The organism is Ensifer sp. PDNC004, assembly GCF_016919405.1.
GTDB lineage: Bacteria > Pseudomonadota > Alphaproteobacteria > Rhizobiales > Rhizobiaceae > Ensifer.
The window spans coordinates 833,532-855,510 of the sequence record NZ_CP070353.1; the positions used below are offsets into that span (position 1 = coordinate 833,532).

20 protein-coding genes are annotated in these 21,979 nt (G+C 63.0%); 12 read left to right on the forward strand and 8 right to left on the reverse strand.

Annotated features, from left to right (window positions below; all coding sequences use genetic code 11):
• Nucleotides 1–6: 6 nt before the first annotated feature.
• The 3 genes from alaS to JVX98_RS12015 all read left to right on the forward strand — a co-directional run bounded on the left by alaS (nucleotide 7) and on the right by JVX98_RS12015 (nucleotide 4,908).
• Entirely contained in the window at nucleotides 7–2,670 is a 2,664-nt protein-coding gene (gene alaS / locus JVX98_RS12005) for an alanine--tRNA ligase (RefSeq protein WP_205238724.1), read from the forward strand.
• 182 nt (nucleotides 2,671–2,852) lie between these two features.
• Nucleotides 2,853–3,704: a GyrI-like domain-containing protein gene (locus tag JVX98_RS12010; protein WP_205238725.1), complete on the forward strand. Its 852-nt coding sequence runs from the start codon at nucleotides 2,853–2,855 to the stop codon at nucleotides 3,702–3,704.
• A gap of 208 nt (nucleotides 3,705–3,912) precedes the next feature.
• The gene (locus tag JVX98_RS12015) at nucleotides 3,913–4,908 is read left to right on the forward strand and encodes a carbon-nitrogen hydrolase family protein (protein ID WP_205238726.1); all 996 of its coding nucleotides are present in this window, start codon (nucleotides 3,913–3,915) and stop codon (nucleotides 4,906–4,908) included.
• Between the two features lie 33 nt (nucleotides 4,909–4,941).
• On the opposite strand, the gene JVX98_RS12020 is transcribed toward JVX98_RS12015, so the two are convergent.
• Both JVX98_RS12020 and JVX98_RS12025 read right to left on the reverse strand, forming a co-directional pair.
• Complete coding sequence (locus tag JVX98_RS12020; protein WP_205239436.1) at nucleotides 4,942–5,538, reverse strand: demethoxyubiquinone hydroxylase family protein; 597 nt, start codon at nucleotides 5,536–5,538, stop codon at nucleotides 4,942–4,944.
• 23 nt (nucleotides 5,539–5,561) lie between these two features.
• Nucleotides 5,562–6,776: an NADP-dependent isocitrate dehydrogenase gene (locus JVX98_RS12025; protein WP_043614565.1), complete on the reverse strand. Its 1,215-nt coding sequence runs from the start codon at nucleotides 6,774–6,776 to the stop codon at nucleotides 5,562–5,564.
• Between the two features lie 278 nt (nucleotides 6,777–7,054).
• Between JVX98_RS12025 and JVX98_RS12030 the strand changes: the two genes are divergently transcribed.
• From JVX98_RS12030 to JVX98_RS12045, 4 genes are all read left to right on the forward strand, one after another.
• Nucleotides 7,055–9,031, forward strand: a complete 1,977-nt coding sequence (locus tag JVX98_RS12030) for an FUSC family protein (RefSeq protein WP_205238727.1) — start codon at nucleotides 7,055–7,057, stop codon at nucleotides 9,029–9,031.
• Nucleotides 9,032–9,094: 63 nt separating this feature from the next.
• Entirely contained in the window at nucleotides 9,095–9,925 is an 831-nt protein-coding gene (locus JVX98_RS12035) for an RNA methyltransferase (protein WP_043614559.1), read from the forward strand.
• Nucleotides 9,912–10,760, forward strand: coding sequence for a glutamate racemase (gene murI / locus JVX98_RS12040; RefSeq protein ID WP_205238728.1), 849 nt, complete (start codon nucleotides 9,912–9,914; stop codon nucleotides 10,758–10,760). The genes JVX98_RS12035 and murI overlap by 14 nt, the downstream gene beginning before the upstream one ends.
• Before the next feature lie 513 nt (nucleotides 10,761–11,273).
• Nucleotides 11,274–12,791, forward strand: coding sequence for an ATP-binding protein (locus JVX98_RS12045; RefSeq protein WP_205238729.1), 1,518 nt, complete (start codon nucleotides 11,274–11,276; stop codon nucleotides 12,789–12,791).
• Between the two features lie 72 nt (nucleotides 12,792–12,863).
• On the opposite strand, the gene JVX98_RS12050 is transcribed toward JVX98_RS12045, so the two are convergent.
• Nucleotides 12,864–13,199 carry a cupin domain-containing protein gene (locus JVX98_RS12050; RefSeq protein ID WP_192447155.1) on the reverse strand — a complete coding sequence of 112 codons (336 nt, stop codon included), beginning with the start codon at nucleotides 13,197–13,199 and terminating at the stop codon, nucleotides 12,864–12,866.
• A gap of 109 nt (nucleotides 13,200–13,308) precedes the next feature.
• Here JVX98_RS12050 and JVX98_RS12055 point away from each other — a divergent pair, with 109 nt between their 5' ends.
• The 5 genes from JVX98_RS12055 (at nucleotide 13,309) to JVX98_RS12075 (ending at nucleotide 17,616) form a co-directional block, all read left to right on the forward strand.
• Entirely contained in the window at nucleotides 13,309–13,836 is a 528-nt protein-coding gene (locus JVX98_RS12055; RefSeq protein WP_205238730.1) for a MarR family winged helix-turn-helix transcriptional regulator, read from the forward strand.
• Between the two features lie 227 nt (nucleotides 13,837–14,063).
• Complete coding sequence (rpsD, locus tag JVX98_RS12060) at nucleotides 14,064–14,681, forward strand: 30S ribosomal protein S4 (protein WP_034794529.1); 618 nt, start codon at nucleotides 14,064–14,066, stop codon at nucleotides 14,679–14,681.
• A gap of 153 nt (nucleotides 14,682–14,834) precedes the next feature.
• Nucleotides 14,835–15,782 (forward strand): glutaminase, encoded by a 948-nt coding sequence (locus JVX98_RS12065; RefSeq protein WP_205238731.1) that lies wholly within the window; start codon nucleotides 14,835–14,837, stop codon nucleotides 15,780–15,782.
• A gap of 128 nt (nucleotides 15,783–15,910) precedes the next feature.
• On the forward strand, nucleotides 15,911–16,795 hold the full coding sequence (ttcA, locus tag JVX98_RS12070) for a tRNA 2-thiocytidine(32) synthetase TtcA (protein WP_043614545.1): 885 nt from the start codon (nucleotides 15,911–15,913) through the stop codon (nucleotides 16,793–16,795).
• Nucleotides 16,792–17,616 carry an inositol monophosphatase family protein gene (locus JVX98_RS12075; RefSeq protein WP_205238732.1) on the forward strand — a complete coding sequence of 275 codons (825 nt, stop codon included), beginning with the start codon at nucleotides 16,792–16,794 and terminating at the stop codon, nucleotides 17,614–17,616. Before ttcA ends, JVX98_RS12075 begins: the two co-directional genes overlap by 4 nt.
• A gap of 79 nt (nucleotides 17,617–17,695) precedes the next feature.
• Here JVX98_RS12075 and JVX98_RS12080 read toward each other — a convergent pair whose 3' ends face one another.
• The 5 genes from JVX98_RS12080 to JVX98_RS12100 form a co-directional block, all read right to left on the reverse strand.
• Nucleotides 17,696–18,988 carry a multidrug effflux MFS transporter gene (locus tag JVX98_RS12080; RefSeq protein WP_205238733.1) on the reverse strand — a complete coding sequence of 431 codons (1,293 nt, stop codon included), beginning with the start codon at nucleotides 18,986–18,988 and terminating at the stop codon, nucleotides 17,696–17,698.
• A 101-nt stretch (nucleotides 18,989–19,089) separates the two neighbouring features.
• The gene (locus JVX98_RS12085; protein WP_192446217.1) at nucleotides 19,090–20,328 is read right to left on the reverse strand and encodes a multidrug effflux MFS transporter; all 1,239 of its coding nucleotides are present in this window, start codon (nucleotides 20,326–20,328) and stop codon (nucleotides 19,090–19,092) included.
• Between the two features lie 473 nt (nucleotides 20,329–20,801).
• Entirely contained in the window at nucleotides 20,802–21,140 is a 339-nt protein-coding gene (gene grxD, locus JVX98_RS12090) for a Grx4 family monothiol glutaredoxin (protein ID WP_043614534.1), read from the reverse strand.
• 131 nt (nucleotides 21,141–21,271) lie between these two features.
• Entirely contained in the window at nucleotides 21,272–21,520 is a 249-nt protein-coding gene (locus tag JVX98_RS12095; protein WP_192446216.1) for a hypothetical protein, read from the reverse strand.
• A gap of 6 nt (nucleotides 21,521–21,526) precedes the next feature.
• Nucleotides 21,527–21,760, reverse strand: a complete 234-nt coding sequence (locus JVX98_RS12100; RefSeq protein ID WP_034794447.1) for a BolA family protein — start codon at nucleotides 21,758–21,760, stop codon at nucleotides 21,527–21,529.
• Nucleotides 21,761–21,979 lie beyond the last annotated feature (219 nt).

Consider the following 21,979-nt stretch of genomic DNA (forward strand, 5'->3'; position numbering starts at 1 on the left):
CGCAAGATGAGCGGCGTGAATGAAATCCGGTCGACCTTTCTCGACTATTTCCGCAGGAACGGTCACGAGGTCGTGTCGTCGAGCCCGTTGGTGCCGCGCAATGATCCGACATTGATGTTCACCAACGCCGGCATGGTGCAGTTCAAGAACGTCTTCACCGGCCTGGAGCAGCGTCCCTATTCGACGGCCGTGACGGCGCAGAAGTGCGTTCGCGCCGGCGGCAAGCACAACGACCTCGACAATGTCGGCTACACCGCACGCCACCACACTTTCTTCGAGATGCTCGGCAACTTCTCCTTCGGCGATTACTTCAAGGAGCGCGCGATCGAGCTCGCCTGGAACCTGATCACCAAGGAATACGGCCTCGACGCCAAGCGCCTGCTGGTCACGGTCTACCACACCGACGATGAGGCCTTCGATCTCTGGAAGAAGATCGCCGGCTTCTCCGACGACCGCATCATTCGCATTCCGACCAGCGACAATTTCTGGGCGATGGGCGATACCGGCCCCTGCGGCCCGTGCTCGGAAATCTTCTACGACCACGGCGACCACATCTGGGGCGGACCTCCGGGTTCGGCCGATGAAGACGGCGACCGCTTCATCGAGATCTGGAACCTCGTCTTCATGCAGTACGAGCAGATCACCAAGGAAGAGCGGGTCAATCTGCCGCGTCCGTCGATCGACACCGGCATGGGCCTCGAGCGCCTCGCCGCCGTTCTCCAGGGCGAGCACGACAACTACGACATCGACCTGTTCCGCGCGCTGATCGCCGCTTCTGAAGAAGCAACCGGCGTCAAGGCCGAAGGCGACCGTCGCGCCAGCCACCGCGTCATTGCCGACCACCTGCGTTCGTCCGCCTTCCTGATCGCCGACGGCGTGCTGCCGTCGAACGAAGGCCGCGGCTACGTGCTTCGCCGTATCATGCGCCGCGCCATGCGCCATGCGCAGCTGCTCGGCGCGCAGGATCCGTTGATGTGGAAGCTCCTGCCGGCGCTCGTCGGCCAGATGGGCCGCGCCTATCCGGAGCTGGTACGCGCCGAAGCGCTGATCTCCGAGACGCTGAAGCTCGAGGAGACCCGCTTCCGCAAGACGCTGGAGCGCGGCCTCAACCTCTTGTCCGATGCCTCTGCCGATCTGTCGGAAGGCGACCAGTTCAACGGCGAAACCGCCTTCAAACTCTACGATACCTACGGCTTCCCGCTCGACCTGACCCAGGACGCACTGCGCGCCAAGGGCATCACCGTCGATACCGACGCTTTCTCGGCCGCTATGGAACGCCAGAAGGCTGAAGCCCGCGCCAACTGGGCCGGTTCCGGCGAAGCTGCGACTGAAACCATCTGGTTCGAGCTTAAGGAAAGGCACGGCGCGACCGACTTCCTCGGCTACGACACAGAGACCGCCGAAGGCGTGATCCAGGCGATCGTGCGTGACGGCGCCGTCGTCGCCTCGGCTGCCAAGGGCGACACCGTCCAGGTTATCCTGAACCAGACGCCGTTCTACGGCGAATCGGGTGGCCAGATGGGCGATACCGGCACGATCACCGTCGAGGGCGGCAAGCTCACCGTCACTGACACGCAGAAGCGCGGCGAGGGGCTCTTCGTCCACTTCGCGACCGTCGCCGAAGGCACGGTCAAGACCGGCGACGCCGCCCAGCTCGACGTCGATCATGCGCGCCGCTCGCGCCTGCGCGCCAACCATTCGGCAACGCACCTCCTGCACGAGGCGCTGCGCGAAGTGCTCGGCACCCATGTGGCCCAGAAGGGCTCGCTGGTGGCGCCCGAGCGCCTGCGCTTCGACGTTTCCCACCCGAAGCCGATGACGGCCGACGAGCTGAAGATCGTCGAAGAGATGGCCAACGAGATCATCGTGCAGAACTCGCCGGTGACCACGCGCCTGATGAGCGTCGATGATGCGATTGCCGAAGGCGCGATGGCGCTCTTCGGCGAGAAGTACGGCGATGAGGTTCGCGTTGTCTCGATGGGCCGCGGCATTCACGGCTCCAAGGCCAACCGCGCCTATTCGGTCGAACTCTGCGGCGGCACGCATGTGTCTGCCACCGGTGACATCGGCCTCGTCCGCGTCGTCTCGGAAAGCGCCGTCGGCGCCGGCGTTCGTCGCCTCGAGGCGCTGACCGGTGAAGCGGCACGCGCTTATCTGAACGAGCAGGACGAGCGTGTGAAGACGCTCGCCAACACGCTGAAGGTTCAGCCGGGCGACGTGCTCGGCCGCGTCGAAGCGCTGCTCGACGAACGCCGCAAGCTGGAACGCGAGCTGACCGAAGCCAAGAAGAAGCTGGCGCTTGGTGGCGGCGGCGAGGCAGGCTCTGCCGACGCGGCCCGCGACATTGCCGGCATCCGCTTCCTCGGCAAGGTCGTCTCGGGCGTCGAGCCCAAGGACCTGAAGAGCCTGGCCGACGACGGCAAGAAGAGCCTCGGCTCCGGCATCGTCGCTTTCGTCGGCGTTTCCGGTGACGGCAAGGCCAGCGCCGTCGTTGCCGTGACCGACGACCTGACGTCGAAGCATAGCGCCGTCGACCTCGTCCGCATCGCGTCTGCCGCTCTCGGCGGCAAGGGCGGCGGCGGCCGTCCCGACATGGCCCAGGCCGGAGGCCCTGACGGGGACAAGGCAGCCGAAGCGATCGAGGCAGTGGCCGTCGCGCTCGCCGGCTGATTGCCACCGACAGAATAGGAAAAGGGTGCCCGTTGGGGCACCCTTTTTTGTTTGCTGCGTCAGGTCTTATCGAGCCCGCCGAGGCGCACAAATCCTCTGCGAAAGCTGCCGGACAACTCCGCAGGATTTGTCAAATTGATCTATGGTCTACCGATCCGTGAGCAAAGCGCGAAAGGGTGCACATGGAAGAGCGGGTAACGTGGGCGACCTATGAACGACGCCTGCACCGGGTCAGCGACTATATCTACGGCCATCTCGACGGCGATCTCGACCTCGATCGTCTCTCGGAGATTGCCTGCCTGTCGCCGCACCATTGGCATCGGATCTACCGGGCCGTTCACGGCGAGACGCTGGCCGGAACGGTCAAGCGGCTGAGGTTGCAGCGGGCCGCGGCCGATCTCGCCCAGACCGAACTTCCCATTGAGACGATCGCGCAGCGCTCTGGCTATCCCAATCTGCAATCCTTCAACCGCACGTTCAAGGCCGCCTACGGGCTGCCGCCGGCGCGATACCGCAAAGAGGGAAGCCATGTCGCCTTTGAAACCGCTTCAACGGAAGGAATTCCAGACATGTATGAAGTCACCCTCAAGGAGGTCGAAGCCTTCGACGTCGTCGGCGTCGCTCACACCGGCTCCTATATGGAGATCGGCAAGGCATTCGAGACGCTCTATGGCACTCTCTTTTCGCGGCAACTGTTCCGGCCGGACATGGAGATGATCGGCATTTATCTCGACGACCCGGAGCTGGTGCCGACCGAAAAGCTACGCTCTTTCGCCGGCGTCAGCGCGCGCGAGGCGATGCCGGTGGAGGCGCCGTTGACGCCACAGCATCTCGACGGCGGCCGCTATGCGGTGCTTCGCCACAAGGGCCCCTATGCGGACATGCCGAAAGCCTATCAATGGCTCTACGGAACCTGGCTGCCTCAGTCCGGCCGCGAGATCCGCGACAGCTTGATGTTCGAGAAATATCTCAACAATCCGCGGGAGGTCGCACCGACCGAGCTTTTGAGCGAGATCTACCTGCCTTTGAAGTGAAGGACACCTGAGCACTGCACCGCAATTGACGAATCAGCGGCCGGGCGGCACCTTTTGGTTCGGCGTGGCCTGCGCCGAACCTCCAAAGATCGTCCCCAGCACGATCCTTTCATGGAGGCAAAGGGACTTCAGTCTCGGGTCGCAATCCTGGTCCCACCGTTTCGGGTCCGGTTGCTGGGGAACTTGTCCGAGACGCGAAAGGCCCGTCATGACTGAAAACCGGAATTTCAAACGCCGCGTGCGCGCCCGTGCCGCCAAGACCGGCGAATCCTACACAACCGCACGCATGCACCTTTGCGACGCCGAGGCGACCGGCGCGCTGCGGCAAGACAAATCGCTGCGCCTGGCCGTGGTGCAATCTGCCTATTTGGATGATCCCCGCGACACGGCAGCCCTTCGCCATGCCGGTGAAGGGATCCGCCAGCTCATGAGGCAGGCGCATCGGGCAGGGGCACGCTTGGTGCATTTCCCGGAGGGAGCGACATGTTTTCCGAACAAACGGATCATGTCCTCAATCGGTCCCCGCGACATCGGCCCGTCCGATTGGCACCGGTTCGAATGGGCGGTTCTGCGCGAGGAGCATGACGCAATACGAATGCTGGCGCGTGAGCTCGGCCTATGGACAGTACTCGGCTCCGTGCACAAGCTCACTGAACCGCACCGCCCGCACAACAGCCTCTATGTGATCTCGGACAAGGGAACGATTGCGACGCGCTATGACGAGCGCATGCTGTCCAACACCAAGATCTCTTTCATGTATACGCCCGGAACGATCCCGCTGACATTCGAGGTCGATGGCATCCGTTTCGGCTGCGCGCTCGGCATCGAGTGCCATTTTCCCGAGATTTTCCTCGAATACGAGCGGCTGAATGTCGATTGCGTCCTGTTTTCGACCTCCGGCGGCGCTCTGGCGAACGACCTTGCCTTTGCCGCCGAAGTACAGGGGCATGCGTCGAGCAACCGCTACTGGGCAAGTTTTGCCGTTCTCGCACAACCGGGCCTCACAGCCCCCTCAGGGATCGTGGCACCTGACGGACAATGGGTAACGCGATGTGTGGGAGATGGGGCGTCAATGGCGATAGCCGATATCGGCAACGATCCCGACGATCCGGCCCGACCCTGGCGCCGACAGGCGCGAGGCGGGATCTACGACCCGCATATCGTCAGCGACGACCCGCGCAGCAGCAGCCGCGATATGTTCTAGGCGTAGACAGCACCTCGGCCGAAGCGATCGCACCTAAAGTGAAGCAGCCTGCGGCGAGGCCTTCCGCAGGGCTGCCGCCATGCGCGTGGAATCGCCCCAGGTCGAAAGCCAGATCAGCACGGTGGTGGCAAGGGATATGACGGCGCGCAGGGCGTCAGCGAGCCGGTCTTCGCTCGAAAGCTGCGCCTCCGCGTGATCGAGATGCGCCAGCTCCTCCTCGCGGATCGACAGGATGAGGGCATGAAGCTCCGGATCCTTGTCGGCGAGGAAATGCAGTTGATCGTCGAGATGGTGATGCACGGCGGCTTCCACGGCGGCCGTGCAGGCCCATATGCCGCGACGCCCGAAGAGCGCGGTCACGAACCCGATCAACCACCCGCCCAGGCTCCAAAACTGCATGATACGGCAGGGTCTGGATTTTCGTGCGGGCATCGCCGCGCGAAACAGCGCGCAGTGCTCGATCTCGTGACCAAGCATTTCCGAGAGCATCGGCACGTAATCCGGATAGAGCCTGCGGGCGACCGCGATCTGGGCTCCATAAATGCGGATCGCGCCGAATTCCCCGGCGTGATTGACCCTGACGATGCGAGCGATCGTCAGGGCGTTGCGCGGGGAAATCGGCGCGATCACTTTTTCAAGCTCGGTCGAGCCTATCAGGCAGCCATGGCCTTCTGCAGGTTCTCGTCGATCTTGTCGAGGAAGCCGGTGGTCGAGAGCCACGGCTGATCGGGACCGATGAGGAGCGCCAGGTCCTTGGTCATGAAGCCGGCTTCGACGGTGTCGACGCAAACCTTCTCGAGGGTTTCGGAGAACTTTGCGAGTTCGGCATTGCCGTCGAGCTTGGCGCGGTGGGCAAGGCCACGGGTCCAGGCGAAGATCGAGGCGATCGAGTTGGTCGAGGTTTCCTCGCCCTTCTGGTGCTGGCGGTAGTGGCGGGTCACCGTGCCGTGGGCGGCTTCGGCTTCAACCGTCTTACCGTCCGGCGTCATCAGAACCGAGGTCATCAGGCCGAGCGAGCCGAAGCCCTGGGCAACGATGTCGGACTGAACGTCACCGTCGTAGTTCTTGCACGCCCAGACGTAGCCGCCGGACCACTTCAGAGCCGAAGCAACCATGTCGTCGATCAGGCGGTGTTCGTACCAGATCTTCAGTTCCTTGAACTTGTCGGCGAATTCGGCGTCGAAGACCTGCTGGAAGATATCCTTGAAGCGGCCGTCATAGACCTTGAGGATCGTGTTCTTGGTCGACAGGTAGACCGGAACCTTGCGCTGGATACCGTAGTTGAAGGAAGCGCGCGCGAATTCGGTGATCGAATCGTCCAGGTTGTACATGCCCATGGCAACGCCGGCCGACGGTGCGTCGAACACGTCGTATTCGATTTCCTTGCCGTCTTCGCCGACGAACTTCATCGTCAGCTTACCCTTGCCCGGGAACTTGAAGTCGGTGGCGCGGTACTGGTCGCCGAAAGCGTGACGGCCGACAATGATCGGCTTGGTCCAGCCTGGAACTAGGCGCGGAACGTTCTTGCAGATGATCGGCTCGCGGAAGATGACGCCGCCGAGGATGTTGCGGATCGTGCCGTTCGGCGACTTCCACATCTTCTTCAGCTTGAATTCCTCGACACGGGCTTCATCCGGCGTGATCGTGGCGCACTTGACGCCGACGCCGTGCTTCTTGATCGCGTTGGCGGCGTCGATCGTTACCTGGTCTTCGGTCGCATCGCGGTTTTCGACGCTGAGGTCGTAATATTCCAGATCGACGTCGAGGTAGGGATGGATCAGCTTGTCCTTGATGAACTGCCAGATGATGCGGGTCATCTCATCGCCGTCGAGTTCGACGACCGGATTGGCGACCTTAATCTTTGCCATGAATATGCCTCGTAGCTTATGCGGGACAGCGGGAGCGATGTCCCTTCCTCTCTGAAAAATCCTGTGCCCTATAGCACTCAGAACCGACAAGGCAAAGCATGCTTGGCTGAAACTTTGGATGGGGGTGGAGACGGACCTCGGACGGCATTTCGCCACCGCTTTTCGACGCCCGCTTTCGTCGTGCCGGCCTTGCAAAGATCGCGTCTGCCGCTATGCAGGAAGAACCGGCGAAAGCGGCGCGCCTCGACAGGCGGCCGCGGGACAGGCAAAGGCGACCGATGGCACTTCGTTCCCGTATGCGCGATTGGCTCCTTGCCAATGATCCGGCCTTCTCCCGCCTGCGGCAGGCCTCGCGCATCACCGCGACGATCGTCGTTTCCATCCTTTTGCTGATGGCGTTTCATTACCTGGTCGCACCGTTGCCGCCGGCCGCTTTCGGGCTTGCGGCGTCGCTGTCCATCGAAGGGGGGCTGGCGGTGCGCGATCGCACCATCGCCGGCCAGCGGCTCACCCGCATCATCGCCGTCCTCGTCGGCGTTTCGATGGTCGGGCTTGCGTCGGTGCTCGAGAATCACCGCTACGTTTCGGACGTCGTCTTCCTGTTGATCATCTTCCTCGCGGTCTATGGCCGCTCCTTCGGCCCGCGCGGTTTTGCCGTCGGCATGTTCGCCTTCATGTCCTATTTCACCGGTGCCTATCTGAGGCCAACGCTCGACCAGCTGCCGGCGCTGTTCTTCGGGGCGGCCGTTTCGGCCACGGTCGCGCACCTCGTCCGCACGCGGCTGCTGCCGGAAGATCGCTATCGCGACCTCCTGCGCGCCACGGCAAGCGTGCAGCGCCGCGTCGACCAGATGCTGCTGCAACTGGCCGAGATCGCCCGCAAGCCCGTCCTGTCGCCGGCCGATCGTCGTCAGTTGCATGCGGCCGAGGAGCGGCTGAAGGAAGCGGTGCTGATGGCCGAGAGCTTCATTCCGACGGAAAACCGGCGCCCGGAACCGCAGCCCGGCCTCACGACCTCCGACCTCGTCATCAACCTCTTCGACCTGCATCTTGCGGCCGAAAGCGTGATGGTTGTCAGCTTTCAGTCGATGCCGCCGCCGGCACTGGTGGAGGCGATGGTGGCGCGCGACGGCGGTCGGATCGACGCGGAGATCGCGCGGCTCGGCGATGCGGCTCCGCGCCGCGAAGAAACGGTGAAGGCGCTGCTGTGGCTGCGCAACGTCCGGCAAAGGCTCGCCCGCAGCCTTGCAAAGCTGACGCCGGCCGATCTGGAAGAACCGCCGCTGGACTTGAGTGGCGTTTCCACCAGCTGGAAGCCGTCGCTGGACGATCCCGCCTTGAAGGCGGCGATCCAGATCACGCTCGCTTCGGGCATCGCCATGGTGTTCGGGTTGATGCTGTCGCGGGAGCGTTGGTTCTGGGCGGTGCTTGCTGCGTTTCTCGTCTTCACCAACACGCGCTCGCGCGGCGACACGGCGGTCAAGGCGCTGCAGCGCTCGGCCGGCACACTGTTTGGCATCGTGGTCGGCATCATCGTCGGCACGCTGGTCGCCGGCAATATCTACCTGGTGCTGCCGCTCAGCGCACTTTGCGTCTTTCTGGCGTTCTATTTCCTCGCCGTTTCGTATGCGACGATGACCTTCTTCGTCTCCGTCGTGCTGTCGCTGGTCTACAGCCTGATGGGCGTGCTGAGCCCGCATCTGCTGCAACTGCGCCTGGAGGAAACCCTGATCGGTTCGATCGCCGGTGCTGCGGTCGCCTTCGTCGTCTTTCCGACGCGCACCCGCACGACGCTCGATGCCGCCGTCGCAACCTGGTGCGACGAGCTCAAGGGCCTGCTGCAGGCGGCGCGCGACGGGGCCTCGGGGCTGGTGCTGATCGCCCGGTCGCAGGCGCTCGACCGCGCCTATCGTGACCTGGCGGCGGCAGCAAAGCCGCTCGGGCTTCCCTGGCAGCTGGTGACGCGCCCCGGTCACGTGCGTCAGGCGCTGGCGATCTTCATGGCTTGCACCTATTGGGCCCGGGTCTTCGCCCGGCGTGTCGGGACGGATGCGCGGCTGGAAGGAAGCGATTTCAAGGCGGATATCGACGCCAATCTCGCGCTCGTCCAGACGGTGCGCGACAAGGCGTCCGCCTATTTCTACCAGGTCGGCCGGATCGGCGCGCCGGTCGATCGCCATCTGCCGATTTCGAGGGACGACGCCGAGCTTGGGCTGGAGATGATCGGGGTGTCTCTCAACCGGCTTCATTTGTAGTGGACTTTAATTTCGCCGACATTTGTGCAAGGGAAGCGCCGAACGAAGGCAAAGGCTAGGGAAATGGCAGGCACGAACAGCGAGCGCGAACTTCTGGCGGAAGGGCCGGCGATCATCCTCGCCTATCCGCAGCTCGGCGAAAACATCGGCATGGTCGCCCGCGCGATGGCCAATTTCGGCCTGGCGGAGCTTCGGCTCGTCAATCCGCGCGACGGCTGGCCGAGCGAAAAGGCACGATCGGCCGCAAGCCGCGCCGACCACGTGATCGACGCCGCCAAGCTCTATGGTTCGGTCGAAGAGGCGATTGCCGATCTCAACTTCGTCTATGCGACGACCGCCCGCGACCGCGACGGCTACAAGCCGGTGCGTTCGCCGATCGTCGCGGCGCGCACGCTGCGCCAGCGCTTCCAGGGCGGTGAGAAGACGGGCATCCTGTTCGGGCGTGAGCGCACCGGCCTTACCAACGAGGAAGTGGCGCTCGCCGACGAGATCGTGACCTTTCCGGTCAACCCGGCCTTCGCGTCGCTCAATCTCGCCCAGGCCGTGCTTCTGATGTCCTACGAGTGGCTGAAGACCGGCATGGAGTCTGAGGACCAGACCTCGTTCCAGGCGATCGAGCAGCGGCCGGCGACCAAGGAACACCTGCAGGGTCTGTTCGAGCACGTGGAGGAAGCGCTTGAGGCGCGGAACTATTTCCGTTCGGCCGACAAAAAGCCGAAATTGGTCGAGAACCTGCGCGCGGTTCTGACCAGGCCGTCCTTTACCGAATCCGAAATCCAGGTGCTGCGCGGCGTCATTTCTTCGCTCGACCGGTTCACGCGGGAAAATCCGCGCGGCTCCGGCGCTCCGGGTGAACACAGCAGGAAAGCGCGAGACAAAGGTGACAGCGAGTGAACTGAAACCCATCCTCGTCTTCGACAGCGGCATCGGCGGCTTGACCGTGCTGCGCGAGGCGAGGGTGCTGATGCCCGAGCGGCACTTCATCTATGTCGCCGATGACGCCGGCTTTCCCTATGGCGGCTGGGAAGAGGCGGCGCTGAAAGAACGGGTGATCGCGCTCTTCGGCCGGCTGCTTTCCGAGCATGATCCGGAAATCTGCGTCATCGCCTGCAACACCGCCTTCACGCTTGTCGGTGCAGATCTTCGCGCGGCCTTCCCTCAGATGACCTTCGTCGGCACGGTGCCGGCCATCAAGCCGGCGGCCGAGCGCACGCGCTCCGGGCTGGTTTCCGTGTTGGCGACGCCCGGCACGGTCAAGCGCGCCTATACCCGTGATCTCATCCAGTCCTTCGCCACGCAGTGTCACGTGCGCCTTGTCGGCTCGGAGAACCTTGCCAAGATGGCCGAGGCCTATATCCGCGGCGAAAAGCTTGACGATGCGGAGGTTCTGGCCGAGATCGCGCCGTGCTTTGTCGAGATGGACGGCCGGAAGACCGATATCGTCGTGCTTGCCTGCACGCACTACCCCTTCATGGCCAACGTTTTCCGCCGGCTGGCACCCTGGCCGGTCGACTGGCTGGATCCGGCCGAGGCAATCGCCAGGCGAGCGCGCTCGCTCGTGCCGCTGCCGAACGGTTTTGAGCCGCTGAACGGCCAGGACCCGGCGATTTTCACGTCGGGAAAGCCGGATTTTGCGACACGTCGACTGATGCAGGGGTTTGGCTTGACGGTCGCGGCAAACACCACCGCCGACGAACGGGCAGAGAAGGCTGACGCGATCAGCTCGTGAGGATCGCCAACAGTATGGCGATCAAGGAGACCAGCGCGCAGGCAATCAGGAAGGTCTTGTGTCGGGCGGAGGCCCCTGCGCCTTTGATATGACGGGTTGGCCGTCTTTATAGGCGTCACGCATCCGCTGATCGAGGTGGTTCATCTCGAAGTGGCGTTTCGTCTCGTTCTGCGTCATCGCTGCTCCCGCGAAAGCCGGATGTGTCCGATCGATATGGGGGCGCGCGATTGCTCGCAAAAGTCCGCAGGCCGAAAAATCTCAACTTTATCTTGCGACAGGCTGCGTGCGGCTTAAGCGTTCGTCGCTGTTGCGGCGCGTATTCCCTGTGGGTTTTCTTCGGCGATGGCAGGCTTTCCGGGAAATCCGTGTTAGGTGTCGCCCGATTGGCGGTCTCCGCATGATCGCGAATCATCTAAAGCATTCCGGAAATATGCGCCGTCTGCGCGCGGAATTGCATGAAACCAACACATTGAGCGGTTCGACAAGCGGAACGCTCTCGCGCGAGAGGTGGACATGAAGGTCGGCATCGACATGGGAGCGACGTCCGAAGGGACATCGGCCTCGCTCGATATCGAGGAGCTTCTGGCCACCCGTCTCCTGGTGCAGGGCAATTCGGGTTCGGGCAAGTCGCATCTGCTGCGCCGCCTGCTGGAGCAATCCGCGCCCTGGGTGCAGCAGTGCATCATCGACCCCGAGGGCGATTTCGTCACGCTTGCGGACAAGTTCGGCCATGTGGTCGTCGAGGGTGAGCGCACCGATGCCGAACTGATCGGCATTGCCAACCGCATTCGCCAGCACCGGGTTTCCTGCGTGCTCTCGCTCGAAGGGCTCGATATCGAGCAACAGATGCGCAATGCCGGCGTGTTCCTGAACGCCATGTTCGATGCGGATCGCGAGTTCTGGTATCCGGTGCTGGTCGTCGTCGACGAGGCGCAGATGTTTGCGCCGTCGGTTGCCGGCGACGTCACCGAAGAGGTGCGCAAGATTTCGCTCGGCGCCATGACCAACCTCATGTGCCGCGGCCGTAAGCGCGGGCTTGCCGGTGTCATCGCGACGCAGCGCCTGGCGAAGCTCGCAAAGAACGTGGCGGCGGAGGCCTCGAACTTCCTGATGGGCCGCACCTTCCTCGACATCGACATGCTGCGCGCGGCTGATCTGCTTGGCATGGACCGGCGCACGGCGGAAATGTTCCGGGACCTGAAGCGCGGTTCGTTCGTCGCACTCGGTCCGGCCCTGTCGCGCCGCCCGCTCAAGGTAACGATCGGCACGGTGGAGACCTCGGCCCGGTCGACGAGCCCGAAGCTGATGCCGCTGCCGGAGGCGCCGCAGGACGTCGAGGACCTCATCTTCACGCCGGATCCGGACGAGTTGACCCGGCCGATCATGCGCCGCGCCGTTGCGCCGCCGCGCCCGACGACCGACATCTTGGCCGAGCTTTCGCGCCCACGGCCCGAGCCGGTCGCGCCGACCGAGGCAAGGCCGACGCAGCCGGAGATGACCGCTGACGAGAAAGAGACCTTGCTCGACAGCGTCTTTGCGGAAATCCTCGCCAATCCGGAAGCAGCCTTCCGGCCGGACGCGGAACTGTTTCAGGACTTCCTGGTGCGCTGCCGCATTCGCCGCATGCCGTCCGGTACGGCCCTGTCACTTGGCGCGTTCCGCCGCAAGATGGCGGTCGCGCGCTCAGGCGTCGATCCGGAGACTGCTGCGAGCGAGACCTGGGCCCAGGCCCTGCAGCTTGCCGATCGCGTCACCGAAGATCTGCAGGCCGTGTTCCTGATGATGGCGCAGGCGGCCGTCCGTGGCCTGCCGTGTCCCTCCGACGCGATGATCGCGCGTGCCTACGGCACCCATTCCGCAAGGCGGGCCCGCCGTCTGCTCGGCTACTTCGAGGAGCATGGGCTGATCGTCATCCATGCGGATTTCGCCGGAAAGCGCATCGTTGCCTTCCCGGACCTCGGCAGCGAGACCGCTCCAGGCGACGCCAACGGGCCGGATGTTACCGGCGCGGCCGCCGCTGCGGCGGAGTGAGTCCGGTTACAGATCAAGCCTTCGTTTCTCGCGGGAACTCAAGGCGAGAGATGCCGACCGTGTCGGCATGGCTCAGATAAATTCCTGTATGACGCGGTCGGACGCGTGGATGCAGGTCATCTCGAGCCGCGCCGTACCATTGTTGACGAAACGGTGGGGCGTGCCGGCCTCGACGACGATGATGTCACCGGTCTTACCGATCAGCGTCTCATCTCCAACCGTGAACTCTGCCTCGCCGGAATGAATGAGCCAGGTCTCGGGATAGGGATGCACATGCAGCGCCGGCCCTTGGCCTGGCTCAGCATCCATCAGGAAGAGCGAAATCGGCGTGCCATATTGCCCACCTTCAAACAGGATGGTCCGCTTGGGGCTCGGTTTTTGCTCTGAGCGCGGAATGACATGAAACATGCTGGCCTCCATCGGGTTGGCTTGTCGGTTGCGTTGGACTATCTTCACGAGAAGATATTATTCGAAACTATCTTCTCGTCAAGATAGTTTCGAAGACCTGGAGCAAGCGATGCAAAAAGAAAAGACTGAGAGCGATCACGTCGACCGGTTGCGGGCGCAATGGGACCGCGAGCTGCCGGACCTCGATACGGAGCCGATGACCATCCTCGGTCGCGCCTACCGGCTTTCCAATCTGGTGCGCCCCTCGATCGAAGAGACCTTCGCATCCTTCGGCATCGACCGCGGCGAGTTCGACGTGATCTCGACGCTTCGGCGATCCGGCCCGCCTTACCGGCTGACGCCGACGGATCTCTATACGCTGCTGATGATTTCGTCGGGCGGACTGACGCATCGGCTCGACCGGCTGCAGAAAGCGGGATTGATCCTGAGGGAACGCTCGGCGTCCGATGGCCGCAGCAGCGTCGTCGGACTGACGGAAAAGGGAATAGCGCTTGCGGAAAACGCCTTTCGTGCCGACATGGCGAGCGAAGCGCGCTACCTCGACGCGCTGAGCAAGGAAGACCGCGTAGCGCTCTCGGCGCTCCTCAGGAAGCTGCTGATTTCGTTGGAGCAAGCGCCGTCGGGTGATCAGGCGTGATCAACGGCTGTTTGTCACGATTTCGTTTGACAATAGGGGCCGGACCCACTAAAGCCGCCCCAACGCCGGGCAGAAATGTCCGGTGTTTCATTTGACATGTCCCGTGGCTTCTCCGTCAGCTTGATCGTGAGAAACCTGTCAGAACTCCGAAAATGGGTTCAGAGGAGGGCGTGTTTCCTTGATCCGGTTTGGAAACAGGCCGGTGTAACCGTTTGAAAGGAAATGCGATGAGCAAGCGCGAATCGTCCAAGTACAAAATTGACCGCCGTATGGGCGAAAACATCTGGGGCCGTCCGAAGTCCCCGGTAAACCGTCGCGAATACGGCCCGGGCCAGCACGGCCAGCGCCGCAAGTCCAAGCTTTCGGACTTCGGTGTACAGCTGCGCGCCAAGCAGAAGCTCAAGGGCTACTACGGCGACATCCGCGAGAAGCAGTTCCGCGCGATCTTCGCTGAAGCTGACCGCCGCAAGGGTGACACCCCGGAAAACCTGATCGGCCTGCTCGAATCGCGCCTCGACGCGATCGTCTACCGCGCCAAGTTCGTTCCGACGGTCTTTGCTGCCCGTCAGTTCGTCAACCACGGCCACGTCAAGGTCAACGGCGTCCGCGTCAACATCGGTTCCTACCGTTGCAAGCCGGGCGACGTCATCGAAGTCAAGGAAAAGTCGAAGCAGCTCGTAACCGTTCTCGAATCGGTTTCGCTCGCTGAACGCGACGTTCCGGACTACATCGAAGCCGATCACAACAAGATGGTCGCGACCTTCGTCCGCGTTCCGGTTCTCTCCGACGTGCCTTACGCCGTCGTCATGGAACCGCACCTGGTCGTCGAATTCTACTCGCGTTAATCCGAGGCTCACGCCTTGTGACGTTTCGAAAGCCGCCCGGAAACGGGCGGCTTTTTTGTCAGTGCCGATCAGCATCCGCGCAACCGCGGACCCTAGCGAACAAGCGCCTTATCGTCGCCTCGATCCGAAGGCGATGACCAAGAGGGAAGCCCGATGCCCGAAGAGCAGAAGCCGCAGGATCTGCAGGCGATCATCGACGACATTCATCGGGAGCTGAGCCCGCGGTTCGGCCAGGGCAAAGTCGCCGACTATATTCCGAAGCTCGCGCGCGTCGATGCCAAGCATTTCGGCATGGCGATCGTGACCACAGGCGGCCAGATCTACCGCGTCGGCGATGCCGAGGTACCGTTCTCGATCCAGAGCGTTTCCAAGGTCTTCACGCTGACGCTGGCGCTCGGCAAGCACGGCGAGAACATCTGGCACCGTGTCGGCCGCGAGCCGTCGGGCTCGGCCTTCAACTCGATCGTCCAGCTCGAGCAAGAGGGCGGCAAGCCGCGCAACCCTTTCATCAATGCCGGCGCGATCACCATCAGCGACCTGATCCTTGCCGGCCACACGCCGCGGGAGCTGATCGGCGAAATCGTACAGTTCGTCCGCTACCTCGCCGACGACGACCAGATCGTTATCGACCATGAGGTCGCGCGCTCGGAGACGGCCACCGGCTACCGAAACTTTGCGCTTGCCAATTTCATGCGCTCCTTCGGCAAGCTCGACCATCCCGTCGACCACGTGCTCGGCGTCTATTTCCACCATTGCGCGCTTTCGATGACCTGCAGCCAGCTCGCCAAGGCCGGGCTGTTTCTGGCCGCCGGCGGCAGCAACCCGCTGAGCGGTCACAACGTCGTTTCGCGCCAGCGGGCGCGGCGCATCAACGCGCTGATGCTGACCTGCGGCCACTATGACGGTTCGGGCGACTTCGCCTATCGTGTCGGCTTGCCGGGAAAGAGCGGCGTCGGCGGCGGCATTCTGGCGGTGGCGCCCGGCAAGGCCTCGGTTGCCGTCTGGTCGCCGGGCCTCAACGAAAACGGCAATTCGCTGCTCGGATCTCTGGCGCTCGAAATGCTGGCGGCGCGCACCGGCTGGTCGGTCTTCGGCCCTTGAACCGCTCCGACGCGGGCGATCTACGCCTTCAGGCCGATTTCCCTTGATCTTGACGGCCGGAGCGGGCAAGTGCTGCCCAAGATGAGCCGGGCGCCGGTTGCGCCCGCCTGCCGCACAGGATCCCCGCCATGGACCTTTCATTGAGCCAGCCCCAAGATCCGGTTGAAGCCGCGTTCGATGACGCCGCTATCGACGCTGGCGCGCATCCGCTTTTCGAGCGCATGCCGTCCTCGGTCTCGTTCAACAAGCTGCGCAAGCGTCTGCTTCGCCAGACCCGACAGGCGCTCGACGATTTCGGCATGCTGAAGGGATCGAAGCGCTGGCTGATCGGTCTTTCCGGCGGCAAGGACAGCTACAGCCTGCTGGCGCTGCTCATGGACCTGCAATGGCGCGGGCTCTTGCCGGTGGAGCTCATCGCCTGCAACCTCGACCAGGGGCAGCCGAACTTCCCGAAGCACATCCTGCCGGAATACCTGGCATCGATCGGCGTCAAGCACCGCATCGAGTATCGCGACACCTATTCGATCGTGAAGGAGAAGGTGCCGACGGGGGCGACCTACTGTTCGCTCTGTTCGCGGCTGCGCCGCGGCAACCTCTATCGCATCGCGCGTGAAGAGGGCTGCGACGCGCTGGTGCTCGGCCACCACCGCGAGGACATCCTCGAAACCTTTTTCATGAACTTCTTCCATGGCGGCCGGCTGGCCTCAATGCCGGCAAAGCTCTTGAACGACGAAGGCGACCTGATGCTGCTTCGGCCGCTCGCCTATGCGGCCGAGGACGATCTCGCCAAGTTCGCCGCGGCCATGGAGTTTCCGATCATCCCCTGTGACCTCTGCGGCTCGCAGGACGGCCTGGAGCGCAATGCGATGAAGGCGATGCTTGCCGATATCGAGCGGCGCATGCCGGGCCGCAAGGACACGATGCTGCGTGCGCTCGGCCACGTGAACCCCTCGCACCTGCTCGATCCCAAGCTGTTCGATTTCCAGTCCCTCACACCGGAGCCCAAAGAATGAGCCATCCCGTCGACATTGCCGGCCTTGCCAACCTCCTGCAGGAAGCGGCGGTCAAAGAGATCCTGCCGCGGTTCCGCAATCTTGAAGCCGGCGACGTCAGGGTGAAATCGGAAGCCATCGACCTCGTGACCGAAGGCGACGAAGCGGCCGAGCGGCTGATCAAGGCGCGCATCGAGGACGTCGCGCCAGGCGCACTGTTCGTCGGTGAAGAATCGGTTGCCGCCGACCCTGCGCTGCTCGACAAGCTCGCCGATGCCGACCTCGCCGTCGTCGTCGACCCGATCGACGGCACCTTCAATTTTGCCGCCGGCGTGCCGCTCTTCGGCGTCATGGCGAGCGTCGTCGCCAAGGGTGAGACGGTTGCCGGCATCATCTACGACCCGCTCGGCAACGACTGGGTGATCGCCGAGAAGGGCTCCGGCGCCTGGATGTGCCGCGCCAACGGATCGCAGGAGCGCCTGTCGGTGACCGCAGGCGTGCCGCTCGAGGCCATGGTCGGCGGCGCTTCGACCGGTTTCTACCAGCAGGAAGCGCGCCGCGAAGTCATGGCCAACATGGCCAAGGTGCGCATCGCCACCAGCTACCGCTGCGCCGCGCATGAATATCGCATGCTTGCCGGCGGCCACATCCACTTCCTGATGTACCAGAAGCTGATGCCTTGGGATCACCTGGCCGGCACGTTGATTTCGCAGGAAGCCGGCGCCTATGCCGCCCGCTTCGACGGCTCGCCCTACCTGCCGTCCCATCTCAATGGCGGCCTGCTGCTGGCGACCGACAAGGAAAGCTGGGAGACGTTACGCCGCGAGGTCTTCACGGTCTGAGCCTTTCGAAGCGGCCCGAAAATGCGAAAGCCCGCCCGGAGCGATCCGGGCGGGCTTTTTGTTTGCCTTATGGCGACCGTTACATGTGGCCGCCGCCGTGATCCATGGAGACGTCCTTGTCGCCGGGATGGGTGAAGAGCTTGCCCTTTTCAGCCCAGAGCGTTGCAAGGATCGTCACCGTGCCGAAGAGCGCGAAACCACCGAACAGCGGCTGCAACGTGCCATTGAAGAGCTGCCCGACAGCGCCGCCGATGAGTGCGCCACCGGTCGTCGAAACGAAGCCGGTGATCGCCGTTGCGGTACCGGCCAGGTGCCCCATCGGCTCCAAGCTGATCGCGGTGAAGTTCGTTGCGATCACCGCGAAGAACATCAAGAGCACCGAGAACATCAGGTAGCTGACGACGAAGGCCGGCGTGCCGGAGAGCGACATCACGAAGCCTGCGACCGAAATCAACGTGAACAGGATCATCGAGACGTGCGAGATGCGGCGCATGCCGAAGCTGCGGACGAAGAAGCCGTTGGCGAAGTTCGCAACCGCGATGCCGCCGGCCGTGCCGGCAAAGGCGATCGGCAGCCACTCGCCGAGGCCGTAGACCTCGCCGAAGATCTGCTGGACGGTAACGATATAGGCGCAGATGACGGCGGTGAACATCGTCATGCCGATCATGTAGCCGCAGGTGATGCGGTTGGTGAGCACGGTCTTGAAACCCGACGCCACCGCGCCGACGGAGAGCGGCATGCGCTCCTCTTGCGGCAGGGACTCCTTCATGCGGGAAAAGGCCCAGACGAAGAGGATCGCGCCGATGATGCCGATCAGGATGAAGATCCAGTGCCAATTGGCATAGAGGATCACGAGCTGGCCGATCGAAGGTGCCACGATCGGCACGATCATGAAGACGATCATCACATAGGACATGACGCGCGCCATTTCGCGGCCGCCGAAGCAGTCACGCACGATCGCCATGGTGGTGATGCGGATCGCCGCAGCCCCGATGCCCTGGATGAAGCGCAGGATCAGCAGCGTCTCAAAGCTCTGGGTGAGGGCGGCGGCAAACATTGACACGGTGAAGAAGGCGAGCCCGCCGAGCAGCACGCGGCGACGGCCGAAGGCGTCGGACAGGCTGCCGAAGAAGATTTGCGAGATGCCGAAGCCGAGGAAGAAGACGCCGATGACCAGCTGGCTGTCGTTGGTGTTGGCGACGCTCAGCGACTGGCCGATCGCAGGTAGCGCCGGCAACATGCTGTCGATGGCGATGGCGACGCTCGCCGTCATGACGGCGATGGTGATGATGAATTCGACGATGCCCATGTTCAGGCGCTCGGCCCCCGAGACCCCGTCGACATGTTCGGATTGATTGGTGATGGTGGACATTGGGATAACCCGTAAATTCAATCTTTGGAAAAAGCTGGCCAGCGGTTTGGAGCGCTACAGCGACCTTTACGCGTCTCCAGAGACGCGTGGCGCGGTAGAGATCAGCCGGCCGGCTGATGGTGCGGTTTGAACAGCTTGCCGCGTTCGGCAATCAGGACGAAAACGAGGCCGATCGCAGCGACAGTGAAGTAACCGGTGGCAAGCGGAGTGGCCGTTCCGTCGAAGGACTGGCCGATGAAGGCTCCGATCACGCTCCCGCCGATCGTCTGCATGAAGCCGAGGACCGAGGACGCCGTGCCGGCGACGTGGCCGAGCGGCTCCATGGCCATGGCGTTGAAGTTTGGCGCGATCAGCCCGAACTGGAACATCGTGGCGCAATAGAGGACCACGAAGACCGGGAAGGGCAGCGGCGCATAGAGGGAGGCCGACATCCAGATGAAGCTAGCGAGCGTAAAGCCGCAGAGTGCCGCATGGGACAACGGCCGCATGCCGAAGCGGCGGACGAGGCGGGAGTTCGTAAAGGAAGCCACCGCCATCATACTCGCGAAAGCCGCAAAGACAAGCGGAAACCACACGCCCAGATCGTAAACGCCGACGAGCACCTGCTGCGCCGAGTTGATGAAGCCGAACAGCGCGCCAAGGATGACCGAGGTGGCGAGCGTGTAGAGCAGCGACAGCCGGTTGGTCAGCACGATGCGGAAACCGCTGAGGATCACCGACGGCGTGAAGGCGCGGCGGTGCGCCGGATCAAGTGTTTCGCCGAGCTTCGTCAGCACGATCGCGATGTTCATCACCGCATAAAGCGCGACGATGACGAAGATCATGTGCCATTCGGCAAAGCTGATGATGAGCTGGCCGATCGACGGGGCGATCACCGGGACGATCATGAACACCATCATGACCAGCGACATCACCTCGGCCATCTGCCGGCCGCCATAGACGTCACGGACGATCGAGATGGTGATGACGCGCGTCGCGGCCGCACCGGCGCCCTGTATGAAGCGCAGGGCGAGCATGAGGCCGAAGGTCGGCACGACGGCGATTGCGACCGCGCAGACGGCATAAAGCGCAAGCCCGGCCAGAAGCGGCGGCTTGCGCCCGAAGCGGTCGGACAACGGACCGAAGAACAGCTGCGCCACGCCCATGCCGAGCAGGTAGGCGGTGATGATGTATTGCCGCTCGTTTTCCGACGCCACGCCGAGGCTCGCGCCGATTTCCTGAAGACCCGGCAGCATGATGTCGATCGAAATCGCGTTCGTCGCCATCAGGGTGGCCATCAGCGCGATGAACTGGAATTTCGTGAGGCCGGGCAGGGCGTCGTCGTTGGTCGTGCTTGTCATTTCAAAAGTCCTAGCGGCGCGGTCAGCGCCAAGCGAAACGGGTCTGGGTCCGGGAGGTGCCGGAAAAAAGGATGTCGGCTGGCTTAATGCCGGTCGGCACAGAGATGTCAGGCGGGGGCGACCGGGCAGCCGCACCAATTGGACCGGGCCTGCATGAAACCGCGGGAGCATCGATCGGCAGCGACGGGGTCTTTTCCGTGCCGGGAGGCCGGAGCGGGAACCGTTGCTGCTTATGCCGAACGATCGCGACTGCTTCATGACAGGCCGAAAACTCGGCCCAGGCCTCGCTTCAGAACGCCGGAAACGTTACAGGAAGGAAGCCCGCTTTCACAAACATTCAAACGGTCATTGCGCGAACCAAGCGCGCAAAGCCTTTGGGAAAACAACGAAAATCGAAATCCGGACAGCGAGGTCCGAATCAAAAAAGGCGGTTACCCGCCTTCTCCGATGGATCGGGACAAGGCGTCCTTAGATCAGGCGGCAGCGCCCTTGACGGCGATACCCTGCTCGGAAAGGTGGGACTGAAGTTCGCCGGCCTGGAACATCTCGCGCACGATGTCGCAACCGCCGACGAATTCGCCCTTGACGTAGAGCTGCGGGATCGTCGGCCAGCTGGAATAGTCCTTGATGCCCTGGCGCAGGTCCGCGTCGGCGAGCACGTTGATGCCCTTGTAGTCGACGCCGATGTAATCGAGAATCTGGACCACCTGACCGGAGAAGCCACACTGCGGGAACTGCGGCGTACCCTTCATGAAGAGCACCACATCGTTCGTCTTGACTTCGTTGTCGATGAATTCGTGAATTCCGCTCATCCTGTCATCCTTCCTGCGCCGGCTTCAAGGGCCGGATATCGATTGGGTCTTAGATAGCATGCATATTGGTGATTTTCACCACCCAATCGCAACAAATATTGATGGTCCTCAAGATGTGGTTTTAATACCACTCAGGCCGTGCGGCGCCGCGTCTTGCTGCGCGCCGCCGACGTTTTCCGCCGACTGACCTGCTTCTTTGCCGGCTTGCGGAGGGCCGCCTCTAGAATGTCGCCAAGAAGACCGCCGCCACCGGAAGAGGTCGGCCGTGTCCGGCGCTTGGTCCGCTTGGTGGTGGTTCGCTTGACGCCGGTCTTCTTGAGGATTTCCTTCAGCGCACTGTCAACGACGCCGCTGACGAGTTCCTTGATCAGGTCAGCCACGCCAGCTTACTCCGGCGCGCTCGTCTGAAGTGCAAGGGCATGCAGCACGCCGCCCATATTGCCCTTCAGTGCGTTGTAGACCATCTGGTGCTGCTGCACGCGGCTCTTGCCACGAAACGCCTCGGCCACGACTTCGGCGGCATAGTGGTCGCCGTCACCGGCCAGATCGCGGATCGTGACCTTGGCTCCGGGAATCCCTGCCTTGATCATGTCTTCGATGTCGCCTGGTGTCATGGGCATGATACGCCAACTCCCTTTTTATTCTGCAACGTCAGCAACCTGCCGACGTTGTCCATGAAACAAGGGAACCACGATTCAGGGGCGGAACGCAATTGCTGAATTGGGTGAGGCAGGGCTGTTGCCAGCGTGAACACGATCAAATGATCGCTCCCGGCAGCGCCTGCAAGCCGGCACCGCAAAAGAGATATGGGAGCCGCAGAAACCGCAGCTCCCGTCCTC